26 protein-coding genes and 1 pseudogene are annotated in these 24,202 nt (G+C 64.1%); 19 read left to right on the top strand and 8 right to left on the bottom strand.

Going from position 1 to position 24,202, the window contains the following annotated elements:
• Positions 1 to 84: 84 nt before the first annotated feature.
• Positions 85 to 2,424 carry a response regulator gene (locus FJ959_RS00710; protein WP_140500494.1) on the top strand — a complete coding sequence of 780 codons (2,340 nt, stop codon included), beginning with the start codon at positions 85 to 87 and terminating at the stop codon, positions 2,422 to 2,424.
• Here the strand turns inward: FJ959_RS00710 and FJ959_RS00715 are convergent, their stop codons facing one another.
• The 4 genes from FJ959_RS00715 to FJ959_RS00730 all read right to left on the bottom strand — a co-directional run bounded on the left by FJ959_RS00715 (position 2,425) and on the right by FJ959_RS00730 (position 6,158).
• Positions 2,425 to 3,237: a Stf0 family sulfotransferase gene (locus FJ959_RS00715; protein ID WP_246678986.1), complete on the bottom strand. Its 813-nt coding sequence runs from the start codon at positions 3,235 to 3,237 to the stop codon at positions 2,425 to 2,427.
• Positions 3,238 to 3,302: 65 nt separating this feature from the next.
• Positions 3,303 to 4,151, bottom strand: coding sequence for a lytic transglycosylase domain-containing protein (locus tag FJ959_RS00720; RefSeq protein ID WP_140568182.1), 849 nt, complete (start codon positions 4,149 to 4,151; stop codon positions 3,303 to 3,305).
• Between the two features lie 5 nt (positions 4,152 to 4,156).
• Positions 4,157 to 5,407, bottom strand: coding sequence for a flavodoxin-dependent (E)-4-hydroxy-3-methylbut-2-enyl-diphosphate synthase (ispG, locus tag FJ959_RS00725; RefSeq protein WP_140627964.1), 1,251 nt, complete (start codon positions 5,405 to 5,407; stop codon positions 4,157 to 4,159).
• Positions 5,408 to 5,978: 571 nt separating this feature from the next.
• A complete protein-coding gene (locus FJ959_RS00730) occupies positions 5,979 to 6,158 on the bottom strand; it encodes a YdcH family protein (protein ID WP_097571999.1) in 180 nt (59 codons plus the stop codon).
• 240 nt (positions 6,159 to 6,398) lie between these two features.
• Here FJ959_RS00730 and FJ959_RS00735 point away from each other — a divergent pair, with 240 nt between their 5' ends.
• Positions 6,399 to 6,602: a YdcH family protein gene (locus tag FJ959_RS00735; RefSeq protein ID WP_140550905.1), complete on the top strand. Its 204-nt coding sequence runs from the start codon at positions 6,399 to 6,401 to the stop codon at positions 6,600 to 6,602.
• Between the two features lie 2 nt (positions 6,603 to 6,604).
• Here the strand turns inward: FJ959_RS00735 and FJ959_RS00740 are convergent, their stop codons facing one another.
• Complete coding sequence (locus FJ959_RS00740; protein ID WP_140627967.1) at positions 6,605 to 7,399, bottom strand: IclR family transcriptional regulator; 795 nt, start codon at positions 7,397 to 7,399, stop codon at positions 6,605 to 6,607.
• Positions 7,400 to 7,528: 129 nt separating this feature from the next.
• On the opposite strand from FJ959_RS00740, the gene FJ959_RS00745 reads away from it, so the two are divergent.
• The 14 genes and pseudogenes from FJ959_RS00745 (at position 7,529) to FJ959_RS00810 (ending at position 18,694) form a co-directional block, all read left to right on the top strand.
• A complete protein-coding gene (locus FJ959_RS00745) occupies positions 7,529 to 8,410 on the top strand; it encodes a transporter substrate-binding domain-containing protein (protein ID WP_140500486.1) in 882 nt (293 codons plus the stop codon).
• Positions 8,411 to 8,500: 90 nt separating this feature from the next.
• Entirely contained in the window at positions 8,501 to 9,166 is a 666-nt protein-coding gene (locus FJ959_RS00750; protein ID WP_140500485.1) for an amino acid ABC transporter permease, read from the top strand.
• Position 9,167: 1 nt separating this feature from the next.
• Entirely contained in the window at positions 9,168 to 9,818 is a 651-nt protein-coding gene (locus FJ959_RS00755) for an amino acid ABC transporter permease (protein WP_140500483.1), read from the top strand.
• A gap of 2 nt (positions 9,819 to 9,820) precedes the next feature.
• Positions 9,821 to 10,615: an amino acid ABC transporter ATP-binding protein gene (locus tag FJ959_RS00760; RefSeq protein ID WP_140517594.1), complete on the top strand. Its 795-nt coding sequence runs from the start codon at positions 9,821 to 9,823 to the stop codon at positions 10,613 to 10,615.
• Between the two features lie 38 nt (positions 10,616 to 10,653).
• The gene (locus FJ959_RS00765; RefSeq protein ID WP_140525749.1) at positions 10,654 to 11,115 is read left to right on the top strand and encodes a RidA family protein; all 462 of its coding nucleotides are present in this window, start codon (positions 10,654 to 10,656) and stop codon (positions 11,113 to 11,115) included.
• A gap of 24 nt (positions 11,116 to 11,139) precedes the next feature.
• On the top strand, positions 11,140 to 12,345 hold the full coding sequence (locus tag FJ959_RS00770; protein ID WP_140517592.1) for an aminotransferase class V-fold PLP-dependent enzyme: 1,206 nt from the start codon (positions 11,140 to 11,142) through the stop codon (positions 12,343 to 12,345).
• 405 nt (positions 12,346 to 12,750) lie between these two features.
• Positions 12,751 to 13,290 carry a sigma-70 family RNA polymerase sigma factor gene (locus FJ959_RS00775; protein WP_140500476.1) on the top strand — a complete coding sequence of 180 codons (540 nt, stop codon included), beginning with the start codon at positions 12,751 to 12,753 and terminating at the stop codon, positions 13,288 to 13,290.
• Positions 13,287 to 14,183: an anti-sigma factor gene (locus FJ959_RS00780; RefSeq protein WP_140517591.1), complete on the top strand. Its 897-nt coding sequence runs from the start codon at positions 13,287 to 13,289 to the stop codon at positions 14,181 to 14,183. The genes FJ959_RS00775 and FJ959_RS00780 overlap by 4 nt, the downstream gene beginning before the upstream one ends.
• Before the next feature lie 94 nt (positions 14,184 to 14,277).
• Positions 14,278 to 14,775: a 5-(carboxyamino)imidazole ribonucleotide mutase gene (gene purE / locus FJ959_RS00785; protein ID WP_140500472.1), complete on the top strand. Its 498-nt coding sequence runs from the start codon at positions 14,278 to 14,280 to the stop codon at positions 14,773 to 14,775.
• Positions 14,772 to 15,848 carry a 5-(carboxyamino)imidazole ribonucleotide synthase gene (locus FJ959_RS00790; RefSeq protein ID WP_140500470.1) on the top strand — a complete coding sequence of 359 codons (1,077 nt, stop codon included), beginning with the start codon at positions 14,772 to 14,774 and terminating at the stop codon, positions 15,846 to 15,848. The genes purE and FJ959_RS00790 overlap by 4 nt, the downstream gene beginning before the upstream one ends.
• A 274-nt stretch (positions 15,849 to 16,122) precedes the next feature.
• A complete protein-coding gene (gene ykgO, locus FJ959_RS00795; protein ID WP_125004464.1) occupies positions 16,123 to 16,248 on the top strand; it encodes a type B 50S ribosomal protein L36 in 126 nt (41 codons plus the stop codon).
• Positions 16,249 to 16,356: 108 nt separating this feature from the next.
• Entirely contained in the window at positions 16,357 to 16,995 is a 639-nt protein-coding gene (locus FJ959_RS00800; protein WP_140500468.1) for a hypothetical protein, read from the top strand.
• 112 nt (positions 16,996 to 17,107) lie between these two features.
• Positions 17,108 to 18,175: an alpha/beta hydrolase gene (locus FJ959_RS00805; protein ID WP_140493394.1), complete on the top strand. Its 1,068-nt coding sequence runs from the start codon at positions 17,108 to 17,110 to the stop codon at positions 18,173 to 18,175.
• Between the two features lie 52 nt (positions 18,176 to 18,227).
• Positions 18,228 to 18,694: pseudogene (locus tag FJ959_RS00810) on the top strand (hypothetical protein).
• Between the two features lie 15 nt (positions 18,695 to 18,709).
• On the opposite strand, the gene pyk reads toward FJ959_RS00810, so the two are convergent.
• On the bottom strand, positions 18,710 to 20,143 hold the full coding sequence (gene pyk / locus FJ959_RS00815) for a pyruvate kinase (protein ID WP_140493391.1): 1,434 nt from the start codon (positions 20,141 to 20,143) through the stop codon (positions 18,710 to 18,712).
• On the bottom strand, positions 20,140 to 20,628 hold the full coding sequence (locus FJ959_RS00820) for a DUF1036 domain-containing protein (RefSeq protein ID WP_140493388.1): 489 nt from the start codon (positions 20,626 to 20,628) through the stop codon (positions 20,140 to 20,142). The genes pyk and FJ959_RS00820 overlap by 4 nt, the downstream gene beginning before the upstream one ends.
• A gap of 246 nt (positions 20,629 to 20,874) precedes the next feature.
• Between FJ959_RS00820 and FJ959_RS00825 the strand changes: the two genes are divergently transcribed.
• The 3 genes from FJ959_RS00825 to FJ959_RS00835 all read left to right on the top strand — a co-directional run bounded on the left by FJ959_RS00825 (position 20,875) and on the right by FJ959_RS00835 (position 23,301).
• On the top strand, positions 20,875 to 21,672 hold the full coding sequence (locus FJ959_RS00825; protein WP_140493385.1) for an N-formylglutamate amidohydrolase: 798 nt from the start codon (positions 20,875 to 20,877) through the stop codon (positions 21,670 to 21,672).
• Positions 21,673 to 21,682: 10 nt separating this feature from the next.
• The gene (locus FJ959_RS00830) at positions 21,683 to 21,991 is read left to right on the top strand and encodes a DUF1244 domain-containing protein (RefSeq protein ID WP_140493382.1); all 309 of its coding nucleotides are present in this window, start codon (positions 21,683 to 21,685) and stop codon (positions 21,989 to 21,991) included.
• Between the two features lie 128 nt (positions 21,992 to 22,119).
• Entirely contained in the window at positions 22,120 to 23,301 is a 1,182-nt protein-coding gene (locus tag FJ959_RS00835; protein WP_140493379.1) for an MFS transporter, read from the top strand.
• Here FJ959_RS00835 and FJ959_RS00840 read toward each other — a convergent pair.
• Entirely contained in the window at positions 23,259 to 24,173 is a 915-nt protein-coding gene (locus FJ959_RS00840; RefSeq protein WP_140560812.1) for a LysR family transcriptional regulator, read from the bottom strand. The two genes, FJ959_RS00835 and FJ959_RS00840, sit on opposite strands and share 43 nt — an antisense overlap.
• Positions 24,174 to 24,202: the final 29 nt, after the last annotated feature.

Genomic DNA, 24,202 nt, shown 5'->3' on the forward strand with positions numbered 1-24,202 from the left:
ATTCTCGGTCGCCAGAACGAAATCTTAATGTAAATCAAGCGTAATCCCGACCGTTAAAATAATGCGTATGTGTTGGGGTTGCGCATGCCGGAATATTCTTCCTTCATACGGTCCATCCGGAGCCGTTATCTCTCAGGATTGCTGATCTTCGCGTTGGCTTCGCTGGCGATCATGCTCGCACTTGATCGCGTCAATTCCTTCCGCCACCAGATCGATGCCCTGAGCAGCAACCTTGTCATCTTTACCCGCGATCTGCGCAACGCGACCAGCTTCGCCGAGACGACGGGAACCGCCTGGCGAGCGGAGACGCGCGATGCGCTGACCGCGTCGGCGCGCGGCCATTCGGAACGCCTGACCAGCGAGATTGGGACGCTTGCGACCCAGATCGCCGCATTGCGTCCACGCCTGTCGACAAAGACGATCAACGAGCTCGAATCCGCTTCGGTCAATGGCGACCTTTTCTGGTCTCCGCGCGACATGATTCGAAACTTCAACCTGATGTCGGTGGCGCAGAAGGTCGATGAGTGGAGCTATCGCGAAATCCGCAACCAGAACGACCTGTTTGCCCAGCCGATGCTGGTCCGCGTCCGCACCGCCATGGACGACGAGCGCCATTTGGCCGATGCCTCCAGTGACCGGCTGCTGCTGTGGGCGAGCGGATTGCTGTTCGCGGTGCTCTCCATCGCCGCTTTCTGGATCTTCCGGCCGATGGAGCAAGCCATCCGCCGCGCCTTCGCCGAATCCGCCGAGTCGCTGTTCAAGGCCGAGGCGGCCGACCGCGCCAAATCGGAATTCCTCGCCAATATGAGCCACGAAATCCGCACGCCGATGAACGGCGTGCTCGGCATGGCCGAGCTGCTGGCCAAGACTGAGCTGACCGCGCGCCAGAAGACCTTCACCGACGTCATCGTCAAATCCGGCAATGCGCTGCTCACCATCATCAACGACATCCTCGATTTCTCCAAGATCAATGCCGGCCAGCTCACGCTCGACCCGGCGCCGTTCCGCCTTGCCGAGGCGGTCGAGGATGTGGCCACGCTCGTCTCCGCCCATGTCGCCGAAAAGAACCTCGAACTGATCGTGCGCGTCGACCCGCGCCTGCCGGCCTACGTCGTCGGCGACGCCGGGCGGTTCCGCCAGATTGTCACCAACCTGCTCGGCAACGCGGTGAAGTTCACCGAGAAGGGCCATGTGCTGATCGACGTCGGCGGCGAAACCGTCAATGACGTCGTCCAGCTCAAGTTGCGCGTCGAGGACACCGGCATCGGCATCCCGGCCGAAAAGTTGCAGAACGTGTTCGAAAAATTCGCCCAGGTCGACGGCTCCTCGACCCGCCGTCACGAGGGCACCGGCCTTGGTCTCGCCATCGCCGCCCGCCTCGTCGACCTGATGGCCGGCAAGATTGGCGTCGAGAGCGAGATCGGCCGCGGCTCCGTATTCTGGTTCGCGGTGCCCCTGCCCGTGCATCGTGCCGAGGCTCGCGACGAGATCGTGCCGGTCGACGTCACCGGCGCCCGCGTTCTGGTCATCGACGACAATCCGGTCAACCGCGAGATCCTGCTCGAACAGCTCAGGAGCTGGAGCTTCGACTGCGCCGCCGCCGAAAGCGGTGCGGTCGGCTTGGCTTTCCTCGACCGCGCCTGCCAGCTGGGGGCCGCCGTCGATTGCATCATCCTCGATTACCAGATGCCCGGTATGAACGGCGCCGATGTCGCGAAAGCCATCGCCGCCGACAGCCGGCTGTCGGCCATACCGGTCGTGCTCCTGACCTCGGTCGACCAGGTCGATTTCGGCAAGATGATCATTGATTTCGGCATTGCCGCGCACCTGACCAAGCCGGCGCGCTCCGCGGTCCTGCTCGGCACCGTCATCTCGGTCGTCCAGAAAGCCCGCTCGCAGGTCGGCAGGGCGCAGTTCGTTCGCGAACCCGTACCGGCGCTGCCGCAGGCGGCGCCGCCCGCCTTTACCGTCATCCGCGGCCCGGCAATGCCAGCCGTCCCCGTGCCGGAACCGACGGTCGCGCCGAATGGTCCGATCGACATCCTCATCGCCGAGGACAACGAGGTGAACCAGCTGGTGTTCGGCCAGATTCTCAACGGGTTGGGCTTGAGCTATCGTATAGCCGGCAACGGCCGCACGGCGGTCGAGATGTACCGCTCGTTGCGCCCGAGGCTGATCCTGATGGACGTCTCCATGCCGGAGATGAACGGTTACGAGGCGACCCGCGCCATCCGGGCGACGGAGGCCTCGGATGGCAGCCACATTCCGATCATCGGCGTCACCGCGCATGCGCTGAAGGGCGACCGCGACAAGTGCATCGAAGCCGGCATGGACGACTATCTGCCGAAGCCGGTTTCACCCGACCGCCTCGGCGCCAAGATCGGCACCTGGCTCAGCGAAACGGTGGTGGCGAAGACGGCATAGCTATACCGTCGACGCCTCGGACGCCGCATCCAGATGATAACGGCGCATCCAGTTGAGGCTTGTCTCGTCGGCAAGCCTTGCGACGCCGGGTCTTATATCCCCAGCATCCGGTGCGTGAACCCCCAAGGCGTCGCAAACGGACGCCAACGTTGCAACCGGATCGCTCGACAGGCGCTCATAGCCGATCCGCAGCGGGATTACCTCTTGCTCCGCGAACCACATGTTCCAGGCAGCGTCATAAGCTCCGAGCTCGGCAACCTCATCCTTGATCCGCCCGAAATCATATTGTGGTTCCCGGGGAGGCCCCACCCTTTCCAGCTCGGTTCCATCAGGAGCGACATGCCAAAGGCCGGTTTGCTGCGCCTTGACCAGCGATACGGCCTGCGCAAGCTTGTCCTCGCGTGACAGATGTATGTAGAGAACACGGCCAAACGCCCTCTCGAAACGAGCTTTATCCGAGACAAGCCCCGGGAAAATCCGGTCGAGTATCGCTGAAAGCTCATCCAGATTCTCTCGCATCAGGCGCAGGCCGAAAATACCGGTCCCATCCTTGCCGGCGGCGATGGCCGCATTGAGATAGGCGGCATTGAATTCGAGTTCGCCCATCGTGTCGCGGCCGGGCAGCCCCCACTCTTCGGCCCATTCGGGCACGTCCTGCCGCCGATAGAACGAATGAGGATCGCCCGCCGCCTTCGTGGAGGCCAGGAGTTTGCACAGCAAAGTGCTTCCGGTCCTGGGCGTGCCGCAGATAATATATGCGTCGACCATCCTGCGGCCCTCATTGCTCGTCGAAGGCAGGGCAATGCCGGCCAATCCAGGGTCGCCTATAGCCGCGGCCGGCATTTTTTATCGCCCCTTCACCCGCAACGACACACCCTCTACCGGTTGCGCACCACCACGCATGCCCCGCCGACACTTTGCAGTTTCTGGCAGATAGCGCCGGCGGCGGCACGGTCGTCGACCCCGATCCTGACCGCGTAGATGCCGCGCCGGCCGATCGGCGTGCGCACCCGGCTGACCACCGGATCATGCCCGCCTAGCAGGGCCGGGAAGCGGCCTCTCACCCTGAGCCACTGGTTGATCGCGGCGCTGCGGCGGAAATTGCCGGCCACCTGGATTCCCCACGGCTTTATGTTGATGGAAGCCATCGCCACCGTGCGCGACATGATCACCGGGAGCTTACGGCAGGCCGCGACGAAATCGGATTTCGCGTCGAGCGGTCGCACGCTTCCGGCATAGGCGCGGTCGGCGAACTTATCGACCGGCTCGCCCATGATGTCGAAGACATAGCTTTCGGTTTCCATCGGCAGGAAGCCGCCCGAGCCCAGCCAGCGCGAGACCCGGTTTTCGCCGGCATTGTAGGCGGCGGCCGCCAGGCCGAGATTGCCATAGCTGGTCTTCATCTCGGCGAGGTATTTCGCCGAGGCCGGGATCGCCTGGTTGATGTCGAAGGAATTGGCGAGCCCGCGCATCTTGGCGGTCCCCGGCATGAACTGGGCGATTCCTTCGGCGCCGACCGGACTGACGGCGTTGGGATCGAACCGACTTTCCTTCCAGATCAGCCGGGCGAAGAAATCCCTGGGCAGGCCGTTCTGGTCGGCATGGGCCTGGATCAGGTTGCAGACCTTGTCGATCAGCCGCTGCTTGGCCGATTGCGGCGGATCGGCCTGGACCAGGGTAGGCCACCCGCACAGCAGGATCAGCGCAACCGGGAGGAAGCGCAGCATTCGACCTACTCTGCCGCGGCCTTGCCGCGACCAAATCGTTGTTCGATATAGTCGGCGACCATCTTTTCGAAATCCTGCGCGATCGACGGTCCGCGCAGCGTCGCCGCCTTCTTGCCGTCGACGAAGACGGGCGCTGTCGGCGTCTCGCCGGTGCCGGGCAGCGAAATGCCGATATCGGCATGTTTGGACTCGCCCGGGCCGTTGACGATGCAGCCCATCACGGCGACCTTGAGGTTCTCGACCCCTGGGTATTTCTCACGCCACGCCGGCATGTTCTTCCTGAGATCGGCCTGGATGTTCTGGGCCAGTTCCTGGAACACGGTCGAGGTTGTGCGGCCGCAGCCGGGGCAAGCGGCGACGATCGGCACGAATTGCCTGAAGCCCATGGTCTGCAGCAATTCCTGCGACACCTGCACCTCGCGCGTGCGATCGCCGTTCGGCTCCGGCGTCAGCGATATGCGGATGGTGTCGCCGATGCCTTGCTGCAACAGGATGCCCATGGCGGCGGATGAGGCGACGATGCCTTTCGAGCCCATGCCGGCTTCGGTGAGGCCGAGATGCAGCGCATGGTCGGAACGGCTGGCGAGCTCGGTGTAAACGGCTATCAGGTCCTGCACGCCGCTGACCTTGGCCGAGAGGATGATCTTGTCGCGGCCAAGGCCGATCTCCTCGGCCATCTCGGCCGAGAGGATCGCCGACTGCACGATCGCCTCGCGCGTCACTTGCTGTGCGGTCAACGGAAAGCCGCGGGCCTGGTTGTCGTCCATCAGCCGGGTCAGGAGTTCCTGGTCGAGCGAGCCCCAGTTGACGCCGATGCGCACCGGCTTGTCATGTTTGATCGCCATCTCGACGATTGCCCCGAACTGCCGGTCCTTCTTGTCCTTGAAGCCGACATTGCCGGGATTGATGCGGTATTTGGCCAGCGCCTCGGCGCAGGCCGGATGATCGGCCAGGAGCTTGTGGCCAATATAGTGGAAGTCGCCGACGATGGGCACGTTGATACCGAGCCGCGCCAGCCGCTCCCGGATGCGCGGCACGGCGGCGGCGCTTTCATCGCGGTCTACGGTGATGCGCACGATCTCGGAGCCGGCGCGATGCAGCGCCGCGACCTGGGCGACCGTCTGGTCGACATCGGCGGTATCCGTATTGGTCATCGACTGCACGACGACGGGAGCACCGCCGCCAACCACCACGCCGCCCACATCGACGCCAACCGAGGTGCGGCGCGGGAAGGGAAAGGAATAATATCCGGTCATGCCGGCAGCCTTTAATCTCTGGAGCGCCGCGCGTCCACTTGGACGCACAAAAGCGCGCTCCGGGCCGATGCGCTGAAGTCCGGGCATGAGGTGGAGGAGCAAAGATGGCTTGTCAATGGCGACAGGTCGCCACTGGCCGCAATCGATGCCGCCGCCGGTTGCTCGGCGTCCGGTTTTTATGGTCGCTTGCGTCGGCCAATCGGGTACCTGGCGACTGGCGGCCCCCCATCGCTTCGTTTTTCCGGGAACGAGTCCGTCATTTCCGGGGAGGAGCAAGGAGACGAGCGACGCAGCGCAGACCCCAGAATCCAAGCCCTGACCTCAGAGCGCCGCGGCAAGGCGGAATTCTGCTCCGCTGCACTCTTCGGTCAAGGGTTACGGCATAGACTAAAGGAGGGGCCCGCGCCGAGCTTCGTCCCTGCTCGTCTTGGGATTACGAAGTCGGCAGGTCTCGGCCTGGTACGGATATCTGTGATGGCCGACCTGAAACCGAAGATAAAAACCACCAGTCCGGCGGCAATTGCCGCCGGCAGGAAAGACCCGAATGGTGAGCGGTTATGTCAGTGGGGCATCAATGCGTCGTGGGTTTGGCCCTCAGTTTTTCAATCTCGTCCTTGATTGCCAGCTTGCGTCGCTTGAGATTCACGATTTCGAGGTCGTCCACCGACGGGTGATTCATCGCGTCATCGAGCTCGCGTTCGATGTCGCCGTGTTTCCGCTGCAACTCATCAAGATGGGATGCAAGAGACATGATTGGTTCTCCCTTTCATGATTTCCTCGATTGCAGCCGCCAAAGGCGCGTCCACCGCAGGCTCGCTCTGTGACGGCACAATGACAGTGTGCCACCTTCGCGCAGCGATGTCGAATGATCCGTGGTAGCATTCCACGACAACGTGAAATGTGATATGGGCTGCGCGCCGGTGGCAGAGAGTGCCACCCCCCGCCCAATCAGGCCCAGCTTTGGGCGCCGCAGAGGTGCAGACGGTAGAGAATGTCCGATCAGGAACAGGCCGATATTCGCCTCGAATTTTCCCGGCTGAAGCAGGAACACGCCGATTTCGACGCCGCTATCAATGCGATGATCGCCATGAACTGCGACCCGCTGCAGATCCAGCGCATGAAGAAGAAGAAGCTTGCGCTGAAGGATCGGCTGATGAAGCTGGAAGACAAGATCATCCCGGACATCATCGCCTGACTTCAGGTCCAGGCCGCGATCGAAAGCCGCGCCGCGCGTTCGCGCAACAGGGCCAGGAGTTCGCCTGTCTTCTCCTGCGACGTGTCGATGGGCACCACCAGGCACATCGTCGCCTCGACGGTGCCGGGTGCTGAAAACACCGGCGCGGCGAGGCATTTCGTATAGGCGTCGACGAGCCCCGAAGTGATGCAATAGCCGGTGGCTCGCGCCGTCGCTATGTCGGCGATGAAATCGTCCAGCCGCAATCTGCGGCCATCGGGCAGGATGAGATCGTCTTCCGATATCATGGCCTCGATCCGGGCCTGTTCGAGGCCGGCGAGCAGCAGCCTGCCTGACGCGGTCCAGGGCAGCGGGATCTGCAAACCGGTGGCGGAGCTGATGCGGAACGGCCGGGTGCCCGGGCTCGAGTGGACGATCGTGTAGCGGCCGCTCTGCAGCATGCACAGTTCGGAGGTCTCGCCGGTCTCGCGCGACAGGTTGTCGACCTCCTGGCGTCCTCGCCTCAAGAGGTCGTTGCCGCGCACATAATCCATTCCATAGAGATAGAGCTTCTTACCGAAATAGACGCGGTTGCCGTCGCCTGCCATCTCCAGGAGGCCCGCATCGACCAGCGATCGCACCAGTGTGTAGGTGGTCGAACGCGGCGCGTTGACCCCCTTGGCGAGGTCGCCGATACCGATGGCGCGCTGCGTCGAATGAAGGAACTCCAGAATCTCGAGCACCCGGTTGAGGCCCTTCTCCCGAGAGACCGAAATCTTTGCGTCCGCTGAGACCGCCAAGGCGCTGCCATCTTGCATTGTTGATTCCTGATGTTAGTATCTGTCTTGTACAGGATACACTCGTCCCTTGTAAGAGACAATTTCTGTAACGATCCGGGTGCGCGTATTGCCTGTGCGTAGGGGAACACAACACGAAAGGAGGTCGCTGTGGACGACACATCCAAAAGGCGTGATTTTCTGAAACTGGGTATGGCCGGACTGGCAACGGCCGGCGTCATGAGCGCGGCGGCAACGGTCGACGTCCAGAAGGCGGCGGCGCAGGCTGCGCCCGATAGCCTGCTACGCACCGTGCTGGAGCGCGGCAAATTGATTGTCGGCACCGGAAGCACCAATGCGCCATGGCATTTCGAGAACGATGCCGGCGAACTCGTCGGCATGGACATCACCATGGGGCGGATCCTGGCAAAGGGCTTGTTCGATGACCCGGCCAAGGTCGAGTTCGTCATGCAGGACCCGGCGCAGCGCATTCCGAACGTGACGACGAACAAGGTCGACATCACCATCCAGTTCATGACCATGACCGCGCAGCGCTCGCAGCTGATCAACTTCTCCAGGCCTTACTACGTCGAGGGCGTCGCCTTGCTGACTTTGCCCGGCGCTGAGAACAAGACCTTCGACAAGCTGCTTGCCGCAGGCTCCGCGACGCGCGTTTCCATCCTGCAGAATGTCGACGCCGAATCTTCGGTGCATTTTGCCTTGCCGGAGGCGCAGGTGATGCAGATCGATACACAGGCCAACGTGCTGCAGGCATTGGAATCCAAGCGTGCCGATGCCGCTGCCGTCGACCTCTCCACCGTGCGCTGGCTCGCCTCGCGCAATCCGGACAAATACTTCGATGCCGGCAAGAGCTGGTACTCGATGCTTTATGGCGCGGCGCTCCGGCAAGGCGATCTCGATTGGCTGACCTTCGTCAACCAGACCTTCACCATCGCCATGTTCGGCCATGAAACGGCGCTCTATGACGCCGCGTTCAAGGACTATTTCGGGCAGGAGCCGCCGGCGCGCCACCCCGGCTTCCCGGTTATCTGACGTCATCGGCGGAAGGGCGCCGACCCTTCCGCCTTTTTTCCTGGCGACGCGGCCAGCTTTGCGTCACATCGGGAGCACTGAGGCCGACGCATGGGTTATGCGCTCAATTTCAACCTGATCTGGCGGCATTTCGACAAGCTGTGGGGCGGTCTGCTGCTCAGCCTGGAGCTCGCCGTCATCTCGATCGCCATCGGCATCGTCATCGGCCTGGTCCTGGCGGTCTGGTACGTGTCGGCCGGACGCATGGTGCGCGGCATCATTGCCGCCTATGTCGAATTCATCCGAAACGTGCCGCTGATCCTGCTCGTCTATCTCGTCTTCTACGGTCTGCCGACCGTGGTCGACATCGCCTACAGCGCGCAAACCTCGTTCGTCGCCACGCTGGCGCTCTACAGCGGCGCCTATCTGGTCGAGGTGTTCCGCTCCGGTCTCGAAGCGGTGCCGCGCGGCCAGCTAGACGCCGGCAAGGCGATCGGCCTGACGCCCTGGCAAAGGCTGCTCCATGTGCGCCTGCCGACCATGCTGCGCATCACGCTGCCGGCGCTTTCCAACACTTTCATATCGCTGTTCAAGGACACCTCCGTCGCTTCGGTCATCTCGGTGCCCGAACTGACCTTCGGCGCGCAATGGATCAACTTCAACACCTTCCGCATCGTCGAGGTCTATCTCGTCGTGACGGCGATGTATCTGCTGACCGGCTACGCCCTGCTTTACGCGCTCCGGCTCGTCGAACGCTGGTTCAAGGTGGTGCACTAGCATGCTTGGCCAGATCGCCTACGCCTTGCCTTTCCTGGCTCAGGGTTTTGCGCTGACGCTTTGGGTGTCGCTGCTGGTCGTGACGTTCTCGCTCGTCGCCGGTGTCGTCCTTGGCGTCGGCCTGGTCTATGGCCCGGCGCCGGCGCGCTGGGCGGTGCGCATCTTCAGCGACACTATTCGCGGCATACCGATCCTGGTGCTCATCTTCTTCGTCTACTACGGGATGCCGGCCGTCGGGCTTCACCTGCCGTCCTTCTGGGCTGCCGTGCTGGCGCTGACCTTGTTCAAGACAGCCCAGGTCGTCGAATATCTCCGGGGCGCCGTCGGCTCCATCCCGAAGGGACAATCGGAGGCGGCAATGGCGATCGGCCTGACCTTCCGCCAGCGGCTGGCCCATGTCATCTTTCCGCAAGCGTTCAGGCGTTTCCTGCCGCCCTGGATCAATGGCGTCACCGACGCGGTCAAGGGCAGCGCGCTGGTCTCGCTGCTCGGCATCACCGATCTCATGCAGGCCATCAACCAGGTCATCGGCCGCACCTATGAGGCCATGCCGCTCTACATCCTTGGCGCCCTCATCTACTTCGCCGTCAACTATGCGCTTTCGCTTGCCAGCAGGCGGCTGGAGCGGCGTTTCTCCTTCATCCGGGAATAGCAATGTCCACAAGCTCGAACGATGCCCCGGCCCTTCTCGACATCCGCGATGTGTCCAAATCCTTTGGCGCCGTCCAGGTCCTGCGCTCGGTCAGCCTGCGCGTGGCGCGCGGCGAGGTGGTGACGGTCATCGGGCCCTCGGGCAGCGGCAAGACCACGCTGCTGCGCTGCGTCAACTTCCTGGAGAGCTATGACAGCGGGTCCATCCGCATCGACGGCAAGGAGGTCGGCTTCCGAGAAACCGGAGCCCGCCAGCGCCGCAGCGAACGCGACCTTGCCGCGATGCGCGCCGAGACCGGCATGGTGTTCCAGAGCTTCAACCTGTTTCCGCATCTCACCGCCGCCGGCAACATCATGCTCGGCCTCACCAAGGTGCGCGGCAAAAGCACCGTGGAGGCGCGCACGATTGCCGAACACTGGCTCGGCCGCGTCGGTCTTGCCCATAAGGCCGACAGCCTGCCGGCGGAGCTCTCCGGCGGCCAGCAGCAGCGCGTCGGAATTGCGCGCGCCGTGGCCATGGGGCCGAAAATCCTGCTGCTCGACGAGATAACCTCCGCCCTCGATCCGGAACTCGTCGGCGAGGTGCTTGAAGTGGTGCGCAGCCTCGCCGAGGACGGCATGACGATGGTGATGGTCACGCATGAGATGGCCTTTGCCCGCGACGCCTCGAGCCGCATCGTCTTCATGGCCGATGGCGGCGTCGGCGCGGTCGGCCCGCCGAAGGAGATTCTCGCAGCAGACGCCGAGAATGAGCGTCTGCGCAATTTCCTGGCGCGCTTCCGCGCCTCGCATTTCTGACATTGGATGGTTGACACCATCCCAAGGAGCCTTCTTCCATGACGCCTTACACCAGGCTCGCCGAACTCGGCCTCACATTGCCCGAGCCGCCGACGCCCATCGCCAACTTCGTTACCCATGCCGAGAGCGGCCGGCTGATCTTCCTGTCCGGCCAGGGACCGCTGCGGGCCGACGGCTCGCTCTGCACCGGGAAGGTGGGCGAGGATGTGACGGTGGAGGAGGCTTATCAGCATGCCCGCCTCACCGGCCTCAACCTGCTTGCCGTCATGCATGCTGCCGCCGGCGATCTCGGCCGCATCGTGCGCGTCGTCAAGCTGCTCGGCTTCGTCAACGCCACGCCGACCTTCAGCGACCACCCCAAAGTGGTGAATGGCTGCTCCGATCTTTTCGCCGACGTTTTCGCCACGATCGGCGGGCATGCCCGCTCGGCGATCGGCGTCGGCTCCTTGCCGGGAAACATCACCGTCGAAATCGAAGCGGTCGTCGAGATCGCTGCCTGATCTGTCATCCACGGGATTGCTCACATGAAAACATATTCAGACACCGGCTCCAACACCACGATCCGCGAACGGCTCGGCCTTCGCCCGATCATCAACGTCTCCGGCACGATGACGGCGCTCGGCGCGTCGATCATCGTGCCTGAAGCGATCAGCGCCATGTCTGAAATGGCATCGCAATGGGTGGAAATGGACGATCTGCAGCGCGCCGCAAGCGCCGTCGTCGCGCGCCTCACCGGTGGCGAGGCCGGCTTCATCACCGCCTGCTGTGCCAGCGGCATCACCATGGCGATCGCCGGCGCGATGACGGAAACCAACCTGCTCGCCATCGAACGCCTGCCGGACGACACCGGCGACCTCAAGTCGGAGGTGATCATCCAGCTTGGCCACATCGTCAACTACGGCGCCCCGATCGACCAGTCGGTCCGCGTTGCCGGCGCCAAGGTGGTGCCCGCCGGCACGGTCAGCGTCACGCAGGACTATCATGTGCGCGACGCGATCAACGACCGCACGGCGGCAGGGCTCTATGTCGTCGCGCATCACACGGTGCAATACGGCATGCTGTCGCTGGAGGAGTTCTGTGAAATCTGCCACGCCAGGGGCGTGCCGGTGATCGTCGACGCGGCTTCCGAATATGACCTGCGCGGCTTCCTGGCGCGCGGTGCCGACATCGTCATCTACAGCGGCCACAAATTCCTGAGCGGCCCGACCAGCGGCATCGTCACCGGACGCAAGGATCTGGTGCGCGCCGCCTATCTGCAGAACCGCGGCGTCGCCCGCGCCATGAAGGTCGGCAAGGAAAGTATCGCCGGCACCATGGCAGCGCTCGAAGCCTGGGAGAAGCGCGACCACGCCGGCATCCGCCGGCGCGAAGAGGCCGCCCTCAACCTTTGGAAGGATGCTCTGCAGGGTATCCCGGGCATTGGCGCGGAGATCATTCCCGACCCGACCTCCAACCCGCTCGACCGCCTGCAGGTCTTCGTGCTGCCGGAAAGCCGCTTCACCGCCGCCGGCCTTGCCTCGGCGCTTGCCGGTGGATCGCCGCCCATCATCGTGCGCAATCACGAGGTCGAACGCGGCCATTTCTTCCTCGACCCCTGCAATCTTCATCCCGGAGAGGCGGAGAGCGTCGCCGAACGGCTGCGCGCCCTGTTAACCGCGAAGGACCGGCCCGCCGACGCCATGAAGATTGCTCGCAAGGACTCTTCCGGCGCCTTACGCTGGCCGGATTGAGCGCCAAGCGGACCAACGAACCCAAAGCACCGGCTGATCACGTGACTGTGAACAGCCGGATGCGTACGCGGCGGGAATAAATCTCGGCCGCAACGGGTCTCCTCGACATAGGCCGCTACAGGCGTTGAGGAGATCCGCATGTCCGTCATCATGAACACGACAGCGAACATGGCCGCGGCGTCGGCGGCCGCCATGTGCTGGAGCGCATGACCTCAACCGGCCTCTCTCCCATGATGCACGGCTTTCCCATTGCGCTTGACACTGGTGACGCAGATGAATTCACTTTCGCCACGGCAGGCGGCTTTGCCTGTTGCCGAGGGTTTCGCCCGCACGGGCGGGGCGAGACCGCCGGTATTGCTTGAAAGCGCACGGCCTGTTCCTCGTGGAGTATCGGATGGTGCTGCTTTGAGCGAGAAGGCCGGAGCCGAGCGCTTCAGCGAGGTGGTGCTGCCTCATCTCGGTGACGCGCTGGCGCTTGCCCGCTGGTTGACCGGCAATGGCGCCGATGCCGAGGACGTCGTGCAGGACGCCTGCATAAAGGCGCATGCGGGCATATCAGGCTATGCCGGCGGCAATGCCCGCGCCTGGCTGCTGACCATCGTGCGCAACACCGCCTATACCTGGATGTCGCGCAACCGGCCGCGCGGCATGTTGGCCGTCGGTGATCTCGGCGATCTCGACGAGATGGCGGCGGCACACGGCATCAGCGTGCCGGACGAATATGGTCCGGAGGCAAGCCTGATCGCCAAGGCCGACACGGTGGCGCTTGAAACGGCGATAGCAGCCCTGCCGCAGCCGTTTCGCGAGACGCTTGTGCTGCGCGACATCAGCGGCCTCAGCTATCGCGAGATAGCGGCCATGCTCGGCGTGCCGATGGGCACGGTGATGTCCAGGCTGGCTCGCGCGCGGAGCCTGCTTATGTCTGACCTGGGGAGAGCGCCATGACCATGCATGACGATGGACTGCCCAATGATCCGGAAGGCATCAGGCTGATGATCCACGCCCTCGTCGATGGCGAACTTGATGCAGCGGCCGCGCTTGCGGTGGAGCGGCGCATTGCGGCCGATCCGCGGCTTGCCTCGGAGCATGCCCGCATCGTGGCCTTGCGGGGCGCGGTCAGCCGCCTGCCGCGCCCAGATGTCGGCGACGCCTTTCGCGCGCGCATCGCGGCCATTGGCACTGCGGCCACCGCGCAGCCGGAGTCAGGCGAAACGGCCAAGCCGCAGCAGGGCCGGCCGGCGCTCCCGGGGGTGCTTGCCCCGGGCGGGAGAGGCCAGAGGCGAAACGCCGATACGCGGCTGTCGCCAAGTCGAGCGCGCCGCTTCGGTTCGTTCGACTGGCGCGCTCTTGCCGCCTCGATCATGATCAGCGCGGTGCTGGCCAGCGGGGCAACGCAATGGGTGATGGTCAACGGCGCGTCCGACAGCTTCGCCGCGGCGGTCGCCAGCGGCCATCGCCGCAGCCTGCTTGCCGCCAGCCCGATCGACATCGTCTCGTCGGATCGCCATACGGTAAAACCCTGGCTCGACGCCCGGATCGGCGTGTCGCCGCCGGCACCGGACCTTGCCAAGGACGGTTTTGCGCTGATCGGCGGCCGGGTCGAGGTGATTTCCGGCCGCCCGGTGCCGGCACTTGTCTACCGCCACCGCGAGCATCTGATCACGCTGGTCGCCGAACCGCAGCAGGGCGGCAAGGTCAGCGAGCCTGACGATCTTTCCTCGGGCGGCTTTTCGCTGGTGCAGTGGAGCGACGGCGCCTTCTCCTACTGGGCGATCTCCGACATGGAGCGGCCCGAACTCGACGATTTCGTCGCCCGCTTCCGCAAGGCTGCGGCATAGGCCGATTTCCCGGCCGGACACCGGCAATGCCCCGCATCCTTGCCGCCGCCGCCGAATTCCGCTAAGGCGCGCCTTTGTCGCCGGGAGCAGAAGCTTGAACGATCAACGCGCCGACGTCGCCATTATCATGGGCAGCCAGTCCGACTGGGCGACCATGCGCCATGCCGCCGAGACACTGGAGGCGCTTGGCATCCCGCACAAACGGCTGATCGTCTCGGCGCACCGCACTCCCGACCGGCTCTACGCCTTCGCAAAGGGCGCCAAGGCCGCCGGCTACAAGGTCATCATCGCCGGTGCCGGCGGTGCGGCGCACCTGCCCGGCATGACGGCGGCGATGACACCGCTGCCGGTGTTCGGCGTGCCGGTGGAATCCAAGGCCCTGTCGGGACAGGATTCGCTGCTGTCCATCGTCCAGATGCCGGCCGGCATTCCGGTGGGGACGCTGGCCATCGGCAAGGCCGGTGCGGCCAATGCGGCTCTGTTGGCCGCCGCCGTGCTGGCGCTCAACGACGACAAGCTTGCCGGGCGGCTCGATGCCTGGCGCGCCTCGCAGACCGCCAAGGTCGCGGCCGAACCCACGGACACGCCGTGAGCCTGCCCGCCGGATCGACCATTGGCATCATCGGCGGCGGCCAGCTCGGCCGCATGCTGGCAATGGCGGCCGCTCGCCTCGGCTACCGCACCGTGGTGCTGGAGCCGCAGCCGGATTGCCCCGCGGCACAGGTCGCCAACCGTCAGGTCACGGCCGCCTACGATGATCCCGCCGCGCTTGCCGAATTGGCCGAGGCAAGTGCCGTCGTCACCTATGAATTCGAGAACGTTCCGGTTGCCGCCGCCGAGGCGCTCGCCGCAAAGGTGCCGGTCTATCCGCCTGCGCGCGCGCTTGATGTGGCGCAGGACCGGGTGACCGAAAAGACATTTCTCAACGGCATCGGCATTGCCACGGCGGATTTCCGCGCGGTCGACAATGACGGCGAGCTGACCGCAGCGCTGAAATCCTTTGGCGGCAGCGGCATATTGAAGACGCGGCGCATGGGCTATGACGGCAAGGGCCAGCGCGTCTTCCGTGACATGCAAGCCGGCGGTTTCGCCGGCACCTGCGAGGCCATGGGCAGCGTGCCGCTGGTCCTCGAGGCCTTCGTTTCCTTTGAGCGCGAAGTCTCCGTCATCGCCGCGCGCGGCATCGATGGCGTCGTCGCCGCCTACGATCCGGCCGAGAACGTCCACCGCAACGGCATTCTCCACACATCGACCGTGCCGGCCGCGATCGCGCCCCGGACAGCCGAGGCGGCCCGGACAGCGGCGGTGAAGATCCTGTCGGCGCTCGACTATGTCGGCGTCATCGGCGTCGAGTTCTTCGTGCTGGCCGATGGCTCGCTGCTGGCCAACGAGATCGCGCCGCGCGTCCACAATTCAGGCCACTGGACGGAAGCCGCCTGCACCGTTTCGCAGTTCGAGCAGCATATCCGCGCCGTGGCCGGCCTGCCGCTCGGCGACCCGCGACACCATTCCGACTGCGTGATGGAGAACCTGATCGGCGACAATATCTCGCGCGTTCCGGAATTGCTGGCGGAGCCCGACCTGATGCTGCATCTCTACGGCAAGGCCGCAGCGCGGCCCGGCCGCAAGATGGGCCATTTCACCCGGATCAGCCGCCGCGCCTGACAGCAATCTCGACGCCGCGAGCTACCGGGCAGGAAAACTCGGCGCATGGCGTTCTCAAGTCACGTGGCGACCACCACATCATACCAGCCGGTGCCGAGCCATTGGCCGATTGCGGATATTTGACAACACCGGGCATTCATCTCCGCTACCGGGCATGCTTGCGGTTGACACGGACAAGGCTCCTCGTTTATGAGCCACCCACAGTTCAAAGGCGCGTCTTCTGGCGCGCCTTAAAATTTCGACCCGGACCGGGTCCACACCGACAGGCAAGACCATGAAGATCAAGAATTCGCTCAAGGCGCTGAAGGCGCGTCATCGCGACAACCGTCTGGTTCGCCGCAAGGGCCGCGTCTACATCATCAACAAGACCGCCCCCCGCTATAAGGCGCGCCAGGGCTGAGCTTCGTCGCGAGGCTTTTGCCTCCGCAGTTGGTGTTTATCGTCGGTCCGCCGGCCGTTCACGCTAAAATCAGTTTGACGTTCCGCCGCCCGGGACTAGATTCGGGCGATGCGGATTCTTTTTGCATTTTTGACGGTCCTTCTCTTTTGCAGCGCCATCTCGTTGCCGGCGCGGGCCGATGATCGGGCGGTGGTGCAAGCGGCCCCGGAGCCGGCGCCTCCGGATGCCCAGCCAGTGCCGCAAGCCGCGCCTCCCGCAATGAACAGGGAAGCCCGCCTCGACAAGCTGTTTGCCGATCTCAAACGCGAGCGCAACGAAAAGGCGGCAGAGCGTATCGCCGGCATCATCTGGAGCGAATGGTCCCAGTCGGGCAGCGCCTCGATCGACCTGATGATGCAATGGTCGCAGAAGGCGCTCGAGAACCAGAAATTCGACGTAGCGCTCGATTTCCTCGACCAGGTGGTCACCTTGCAGCCGGCCTATGCCGAGGGCTGGAACCGGCGCGCCACGGTGCATTTCATGATGAAGAACTACGGCAAGTCGATGTCCGACATCGACCATACGTTGCAACTCGAACCACGCCATTTCGGCGCGCTGTCGGGCCTGGCACAGATCATGACCGTGACCGGACGCAAGCAATCGGCGCTCGAGGCTTGGCAGAAGGTCCTTGCCATCTATCCGATGCTGCGCAGCGCCCAGGATCAAGTCGGTACGCTTTCGGAAGAACTCGCCGGCGAAGGCATTTGATATTTAAGGCAGTAGGGGAATAAGGCAGTAAGGCAGTAGGAAAGAGATCGCCCGGAAATACTCCCCTATTCCCCTATTCCCCTATTCCCCTATTCCTTCTCGTATATCCCACATGAACCTGCTCTATGCCGTCTTCGCCTTCCTTCTGGCGCTCGTCTTTGGCCTTGTCGGCATCACCCGCGTCGGCTCCTGGCTGATCGAGCGCCGCAACCCGGCCGTCGGCGAATTCATCGACATCGATGGCGCGCGCATCCATTATGTCCACGTTCCTGGCCACGCCAAGGCCGACCTGCCGCCTGTTGTCTTCATCCACGGCGCCAGCGCCAATCTCAGGGATCAGATGCTGCCGCTCAGGCCGTTGCTCGAAGGGCGCGCCGAATTGCTGTTCTTCGACCGGCCGGGATTCGGTTGGTCGGGACGCGGGCCCGGCAACAACAAGGATCCGTGGTCGCAGGCCGACACCGTCGCCGCGCTGATGGACCATCTCGGCATGAAGCAGGCTATCATCGTCGGCCATTCCTTCGGTGGCGCGGTGACGACCGCCTTCGGCCGCGAGCATGCCGACAAGACGCTCGGACTGGTATTCCTGGCACCGGCAACCCATCCGTGGCCCGGCGGCGCAACCGCCTGGTACTACGACCTGACCACCATTCCGGTGATCGGCCGGCTGTTCTCCGAAACGCTGAGCTATCCGGCAGGAATGCTGCGGATCGCCGACGCTACGACCTGCGTCTTCTCGCCCAACAAAGTGCCGGACAATTATGTCGCCGAGGCCTCGATCCCGCTGGTGCTGAGACCGTCGGCCTTCCGCGCAAATGCCAGCGATGTCGCCGGCCTCTACCGCTATGCGCTTGGGGCCGCGCCGCGCTACGCCGAGATCAAGGCGCCGACCGTGGTCATCTCGGGCGATCGAGACAAGGTCGTCTACGCCCATATCCATTCGGTCGGCCTCGAGCGCAACATTGCCAGCGCCGAACTGGTCTGGGTGCGCAATCTCGGCCACAAGCCGGACTGGATCGCGTCTGATCTGGTCGTTGGCGCCATCGAGAAGGCCGCCGGCAGGAGTGTGGATCTGGAGGCGATGGCAAGGGCGGTGGAAGCGCGGATCGCCGGCGATGCCTATGGCGTCGGCAAATGCGCCGACCTCAAGGAACCCGAAGCGGAGTTGGCGCCGACCTGATGTGCGTCTTCCGAAAATGGTCGTCGAAAAAGGGTATCGGGGCCAGAGCGGCATGTACGTCCTGAAACACGGCATAAAGAAAAATCCCGAAAAATTCTGGACGCTGCCGGACCGCATCTTCTTCGGTTACGGCGCCTGCCCCATCCTTGCGGGCGTCTTTCTCAGCTATCCTCCCCTGGACGGATTTTACGGCGAGCGGATCATTCCAAGCGGGAACGATTCCGGAAACCATATCTATGTGACCAACGGGGCGTGATCGCCTTCGACTACCATGGCTATTCCAGCCGCGAACGGCTTCTGGAACACCACAAACGAGGATGGGCTTCGCACAGCGCCGACTGGCACTGCACGCTGGAAAAGGTCGATTTCGATCTGCTCGACACTGCCGAACTTAATCGGCGAAAGATGCGGGGACCGGATCAATATCTGCAAGATCCCATACCCCGCGCGCGTCGCTTCCTTCAGCGCATTGACCACGCCGCAGCGGCAACAAGAGCTCTCAAGATCGCAACGCGGTGAAGCCCTGGGGCGGGCTTATCGGGTGCCCAAGTCCGAACCGACATAGGCGATGCGCAGCATATTGGTCGAACCGGGCGTCCTTAGCGGCACGCCGGCGGTGATGATGACGCGGTCGCCGGGCTTGCCGAATTCCTCTTCAAGCGCGATGCGGCAGGCGCGATCGACCATGTCGTCGAGATCGGTGGCATCGGGGGAGACGACGCAGTGCGTGCCCCACAGCAGCGACAGCCGCCGCGCCGTGTTGACGATCGGCGACAGGGCCACGATCGGCACCTGCGGGCGCTCGCGCGCGGCGCGCAGGCCCGTGGTGCCGGAAGCCGTGTAAGTGATGATCGCCGACAGTTTCAGCGTCTCGGCGATTTCGCGGGCCGCCAGCGAGATCGCATCGGCGCCGGTTGCTTCAGGCTCGGAACGCTGGGCGTTGATGATGCCTGCATAGGTCGGATCGGTTTCCACCTTGGTGGCGATGCGGTTCATCATCGCCACCGCTTCCACCGGATAGGCGCCCGCGGCCGATTCGGCCGAAAGCATGATGGCGTCGGCGCCTTCGAAGACGGCGATCGAAACGTCGGAGACTTCCGCGCGGGTCGGCACGGGCGCGGTGATCATCGATTCCAGCATCTGCGTGGCGACCACCACCGGCTTGCCGGCGCGGCGCGCTGCGCGCGTGATCTGCTTCTGGATCCCGGGCACGGCTTCCAGCGGCATCTCGACGCCGAGATCGCCCCGCGCGACCATCAGCGCGTCCGAGAGTTCAATGATTTCGGCCAGACGGGCAACCGCCTGCGGCTTCTCGATCTTGGCCATGATCAGCGCCCGGCCGCGTGCGATCTTGCGCGCTTCGGCCAGGTCCTCCGGCCGCTGCACGAAGGACAGCGCTATCCAGTCGACGCCGGTGGCGAGCACCGCGTCGAGATCCCTGCGGTCCTTCTCGGTCAGCGCGCCGACCGGCAGGTCGGTATCGGGCAGGCTGACGCCCTTTCTGTCGGAAATCGTCGTGCCGGCAACGACGGTGCAGACGATCGCCTTGCCATTGGCCTTCACCGCTTTCAGCTCCAGCTTTCCGTCGTCGATCAGCAGCCGGTGGCCGGCCTCGACCGAACTCAGGATTTCGGGATGCGGCAGATAGACCCTGGCCGCGGTGCCGGGCTCGGGATTGTCGTCGAGCGTGAAGGTCTGGCCGACGGTCAGCACCTCCTTGCCGTTGGCGAACTTGCCGACGCGCAGCTTGGGTCCTTGCAGGTCGGCAAGGATGCCGATCGGCCTTCCGACCGTCTCCTCGACGGCGCGGATGCGTCCGACGAGCGTGCGCATCAACTCGTGATCGGTATGGCTCATGTTGATGCGGAACACATCGGCGCCCGCTTCGAACAGCTTCTTCAGCATTTCCTCGGAAGAGGAGGCCGGACCGATGGTGGCTAGGATCTTGACCTTGCGGCTGCGTCTCATTGACTGTTTGTTCCCGGGGCGGCTGGCGCGCCTCCCGTTGCGGGGTCGTCGGTTAGCTGGACCATCCAGCTTGCCTGCTCGCCCGTGTCGTATTCCTGGAATCCGGCGCGCTGGAAGCCCCGGGCGACGCAATCGGTGACGCCGGCGATCTTGAACTCTTTTTCAGCCACGCACATGTTGATCGGGCCGTCCCAGCGTCCGCCGCGTTCGGCGTCTTCTGCATAAAGATAGTAAAACCTTGATGACAGCGGCCCTTCGATCAGCGTCTTGCAACTCGATCCTTCGATGTGCCACCAGCCCTCGGTGATCCAGCCGGCCTTGGCACGATAGCCGATGCCGACGCCGACCAGGTTTTGCGTCGCGTTGCAGACGCGGAAATCAGCGCGGGCGGGCGAGGCCGCAACCATCGCGGACAAACCCACGGCGAGCGTCAGGAGCGGCATGGCGAAGGCGAAGCGCACGCGCCGCCCGCCGGCGGAACTCATCCTGAAACCCCTCAAGAACCACATCAGCATCTCTCTGCGCCCCTTTTCGGAAAAGTCCGGGCGCATGTCAACGCGCCGTTTTGTCCAATTCCAATCGATTTAAGAAGGCTCCCGGCGCGCGATCCGTCGCCCCTTGCCAGATTTCAGCGGAAACCTTGGCCAAACAACGGCATTGCGCCCGCGTCGTCTTCGTGGAAAGACGATAGCATCCTCCCCGGAAGCCAGCGAACAGACCATTTCCCGCCAATGACCCGATCCACAGTTTTCGCGCCTTTCGATGTCGTCGAGGGCGACCGCAAGCGGGGCATGGTGCTGTTGGCCGACCATGCCCGCCGCGACCTGCCTGAAGACTATGGCAGCCTTGGCCTGCCGGCGGCGGCGTTCGACCGCCACATCGCCTATGACATCGGCGTCGAGGCGGTGACGCGCGAACTCGCTGCCTTGCTCGATGTGCCAGCGGTGCTCGCCAATTTTTCGCGGCTGCTGATTGATCCCAATCGCGGCGAGGATGATCCGACGCTGATCCGTCAGCTCTATGACGGCACGGTCGTGACGGGAAACTATCCCCTCGCCCCGGAGGAGCGCGAAAGGCGGCTTGACCGCTTCTACCGGCCCTATCACGACGCCGTCGGCGCCATGATCGCCTCGGTCGCGCAGGCTTCCGGCAAGGCACCCTTCATCTTCTCCGTGCATTCCTTCACGCCGGTCATGCAGGGCAGGCAGCGGCCGTGGCATGTCGGCGTGCTGTGGGACCGCGACGACCGCGTGGCGCGGCCGCTGATCGACATGTTGGCCGCTGACAAAAACCTCGTTGTCGGCGACAACGAGCCCTATGACGGCGCGCTGCGGGGCGACACCATGTTCAGGCACGCCATCGTCAACGGCTATGCCCACGCGCTGATCGAAATCCGCCAGGACCTGATCGCGACCGGCGGGGATGCGCTTTCGTGGGCTGAGCGTCTGGCGCCGATCGTTGACGCGATCGATCGCCGTCCCGATATACACCAAGTGAAGATGTTCGGCTCGCGCACCGGGCCGTTATGAGGAGGTTTCGATGACCGAACTCAGCGACGAACAGAAACGCGACTTCGAGGCCGCCGCCTTTCGCCGGCTGGTGGCGCATCTGCGTGAGCGTGGCGACGTGCAGAACATCGATTTGATGAACCTCGCCGGCTTCTGCCGCAACTGCCTGTCGAACTGGTATCGCGAGGCCGCGGAAGCCGAAGGCGTCGATCTCAGCAAGGACCAGTCGCGCGAGATCGTCTACGGCATGCCTTACGCGCAATGGCAGGCGCTGCACCAGACCGAAACCTCCGACGCCAAGAAAGCCGAATTCGAGGCCAGGCGACCCAGAGACCACTAGGTGGTCTCTCACGTCCTCGATTACCCTAGGCGTTCGTTTGGCCCAAATGCTTCCCGAGCGCAGCGCTTGACTGAAAATTGAATCGATCTAATTTGCCGCGCAAAGCCACTTTCTGACCGGATTCGCCTATGAACGCGTCGAATGCAATGCAGACCGCCATTCGCGGCCGCTGGGCCGTGGCGGCCATCTTCCTCGCCAACGGCTTCCTGACCGGCAGCTGGGCGCCGCAGATCCCGGTGTTCCTGACCCGCCTGGACATTTCCAAGTTCACTCTGGGGCTTTTGATCCTGCTGTTCGGCGCCGGCGCCGTCACCGCCATGACCTGGTGCGGTCACCTGATTTCGAAACACGGCTCGCGCACCGTGCTGCGCTGGTTTGGCCTCTGCGGCAGCCTCGGCCTGCTGGTCGTGGCGCTGGCGCCCAACGTGCCGCTGGCTGCCGTCGCCATGTTCATCTTTGGCGGCTCCATCGGCGGCATGGATGTCGCCATGAACGCCAATGCGGTGGTGGTCGAGCGGCGGCTGTCGCGCGCGATCATGTCCTCCTCGCATGGCTTCTGGAGCCTCGGCGGTTTCGCCGGCGGTGCCCTTGGCGGCTTTGCCATCCAGAACTACGGCCACCTCGCCCACGCCGCGGTCGTGACGGCGCTTGCCTTAGCGGCGATCGCGGCGGCGGTGCCCTATATCGTCGCCGAGGGCAGGCCGCAGGCTGCCGAGCATCATAAATTCAGCTTGCCGGGAAACCCGCTGGTCTACCTCGTGGGCCTGATGGCGCTGCTGACGATGGTCTCTGAAGGCGCCGTACTCGACTGGGCAGCGCTTTATCTCAGGCAGGAACTTGGCGCCGATCTCGCCATTGCCGGCCTCGCCTATGCCGCCTTTTCCGGCGTCATGGCGATCATGCGTTTCTTCGGCGATGGCGTGCGCAATCGTTTCGGGGCCGTGACGACGTTGCGCGGTTCGGCGATCATCGCTGCCGCCGGCATGCTGATCGCAGGCCTGTCGCCCTCACCGTGGCTTGCCATCTCCGCCTTCGCTCTGTGCGGCTTCGGCATCGCCAATATGGTGCCGATCATCTTTTCGGCCGGCGGCAACCAGGAAGGCATGTCGTCGGGCACCGGCATGAGCGTGGTCACCACTATGGGCTATTCCGGCATCCTCGTGGCGCCCTCCGCGATCGGCTTTGTCGCCGAGCATTCCAGCTTCGGCCCGATCTTCATCGCCATGTCGGGCCTGCTGATCGTCGTCCTGCTGATGGCCGGATTGGCTCACCGCGCCGAATTCGCTCCCGACGCGGCGCCGGCCGAATAGCGTTTCAGTTCCTCGTGGAGGAAATCCGCCACGCGTCGGATGCGCACGCTGGTGCGCACGTCGCGATGCATGGCCAGCCACACCGGCAAGCTGGGCAGCGGCAGGCCCGGCAGCACCTTCTCCACCAGGGGGTCCCGCTCGGCCAGCGGCTCCTGGCCGAGGCCGATGCCGTTTCCCGCCCGTACCGCCTCCCAAAGCACGATCTGGTTGTCGGCCCGGAAGCGAAAACTGTTCCGGGTGACCGGTATGCCGAAATGCGTAAAGCCTCGGATCATCTCGTCGCTCCGGTCGAAGCCGATCAGCGCGTGGTCGAGCAGGTCGGCCGGCTCGCGCGGGTGGCCGCACCGGTCGAGATAGGCTAGGGAAGCACAGGCGCAGAGCGCGATATCGCAGACCTTGCGCGCCACCAACTCGTTCTGTGTCGGCTTGACCATGCGGATGGCGATGTCGGCATCCCGGCGCAGCAGGTTCTCGACCTGGTTGGAAGCGACGATCTCGACCTCGATGCCGGGCTCCTCGATGCCGAGCCGCGCCATCATGTCGGGCAGCACATAGGCCGCCACCACCTCGCTGGCGGCGATGCGCACCGTCCCTTCGATCGCTTCGACCGAACCCAGCGCCAGCCGTGAAAAAGCGCTCGCCTGCTCGCTCACCGCCTTGCCGCGCTCGAAGAGAGTGGCCCCGGCCTCGGTCAGCGCGTAGCCGCTTCGCCCGCGCCGGAACAGGATGACGCCGAGCGCTTGTTCTAGTTCCGAGATGTGGCGGCCAAGCGTCGGCTGGCTTGCCGATAGCTTTCTCGCCGCGGCCGACAGGCTGCCGGTCTCAGCGACCGTGACGAAGCTCTTGATCAGGTTCCAGTCGATATCAGCCATTCACAACTGAATATCAGAACTGCACACAT

The sequence above is a fragment of the Mesorhizobium sp. B2-2-4 genome, from assembly GCF_006442375.1.
In the GTDB taxonomy this organism is placed as follows: domain Bacteria; phylum Pseudomonadota; class Alphaproteobacteria; order Rhizobiales; family Rhizobiaceae; genus Mesorhizobium.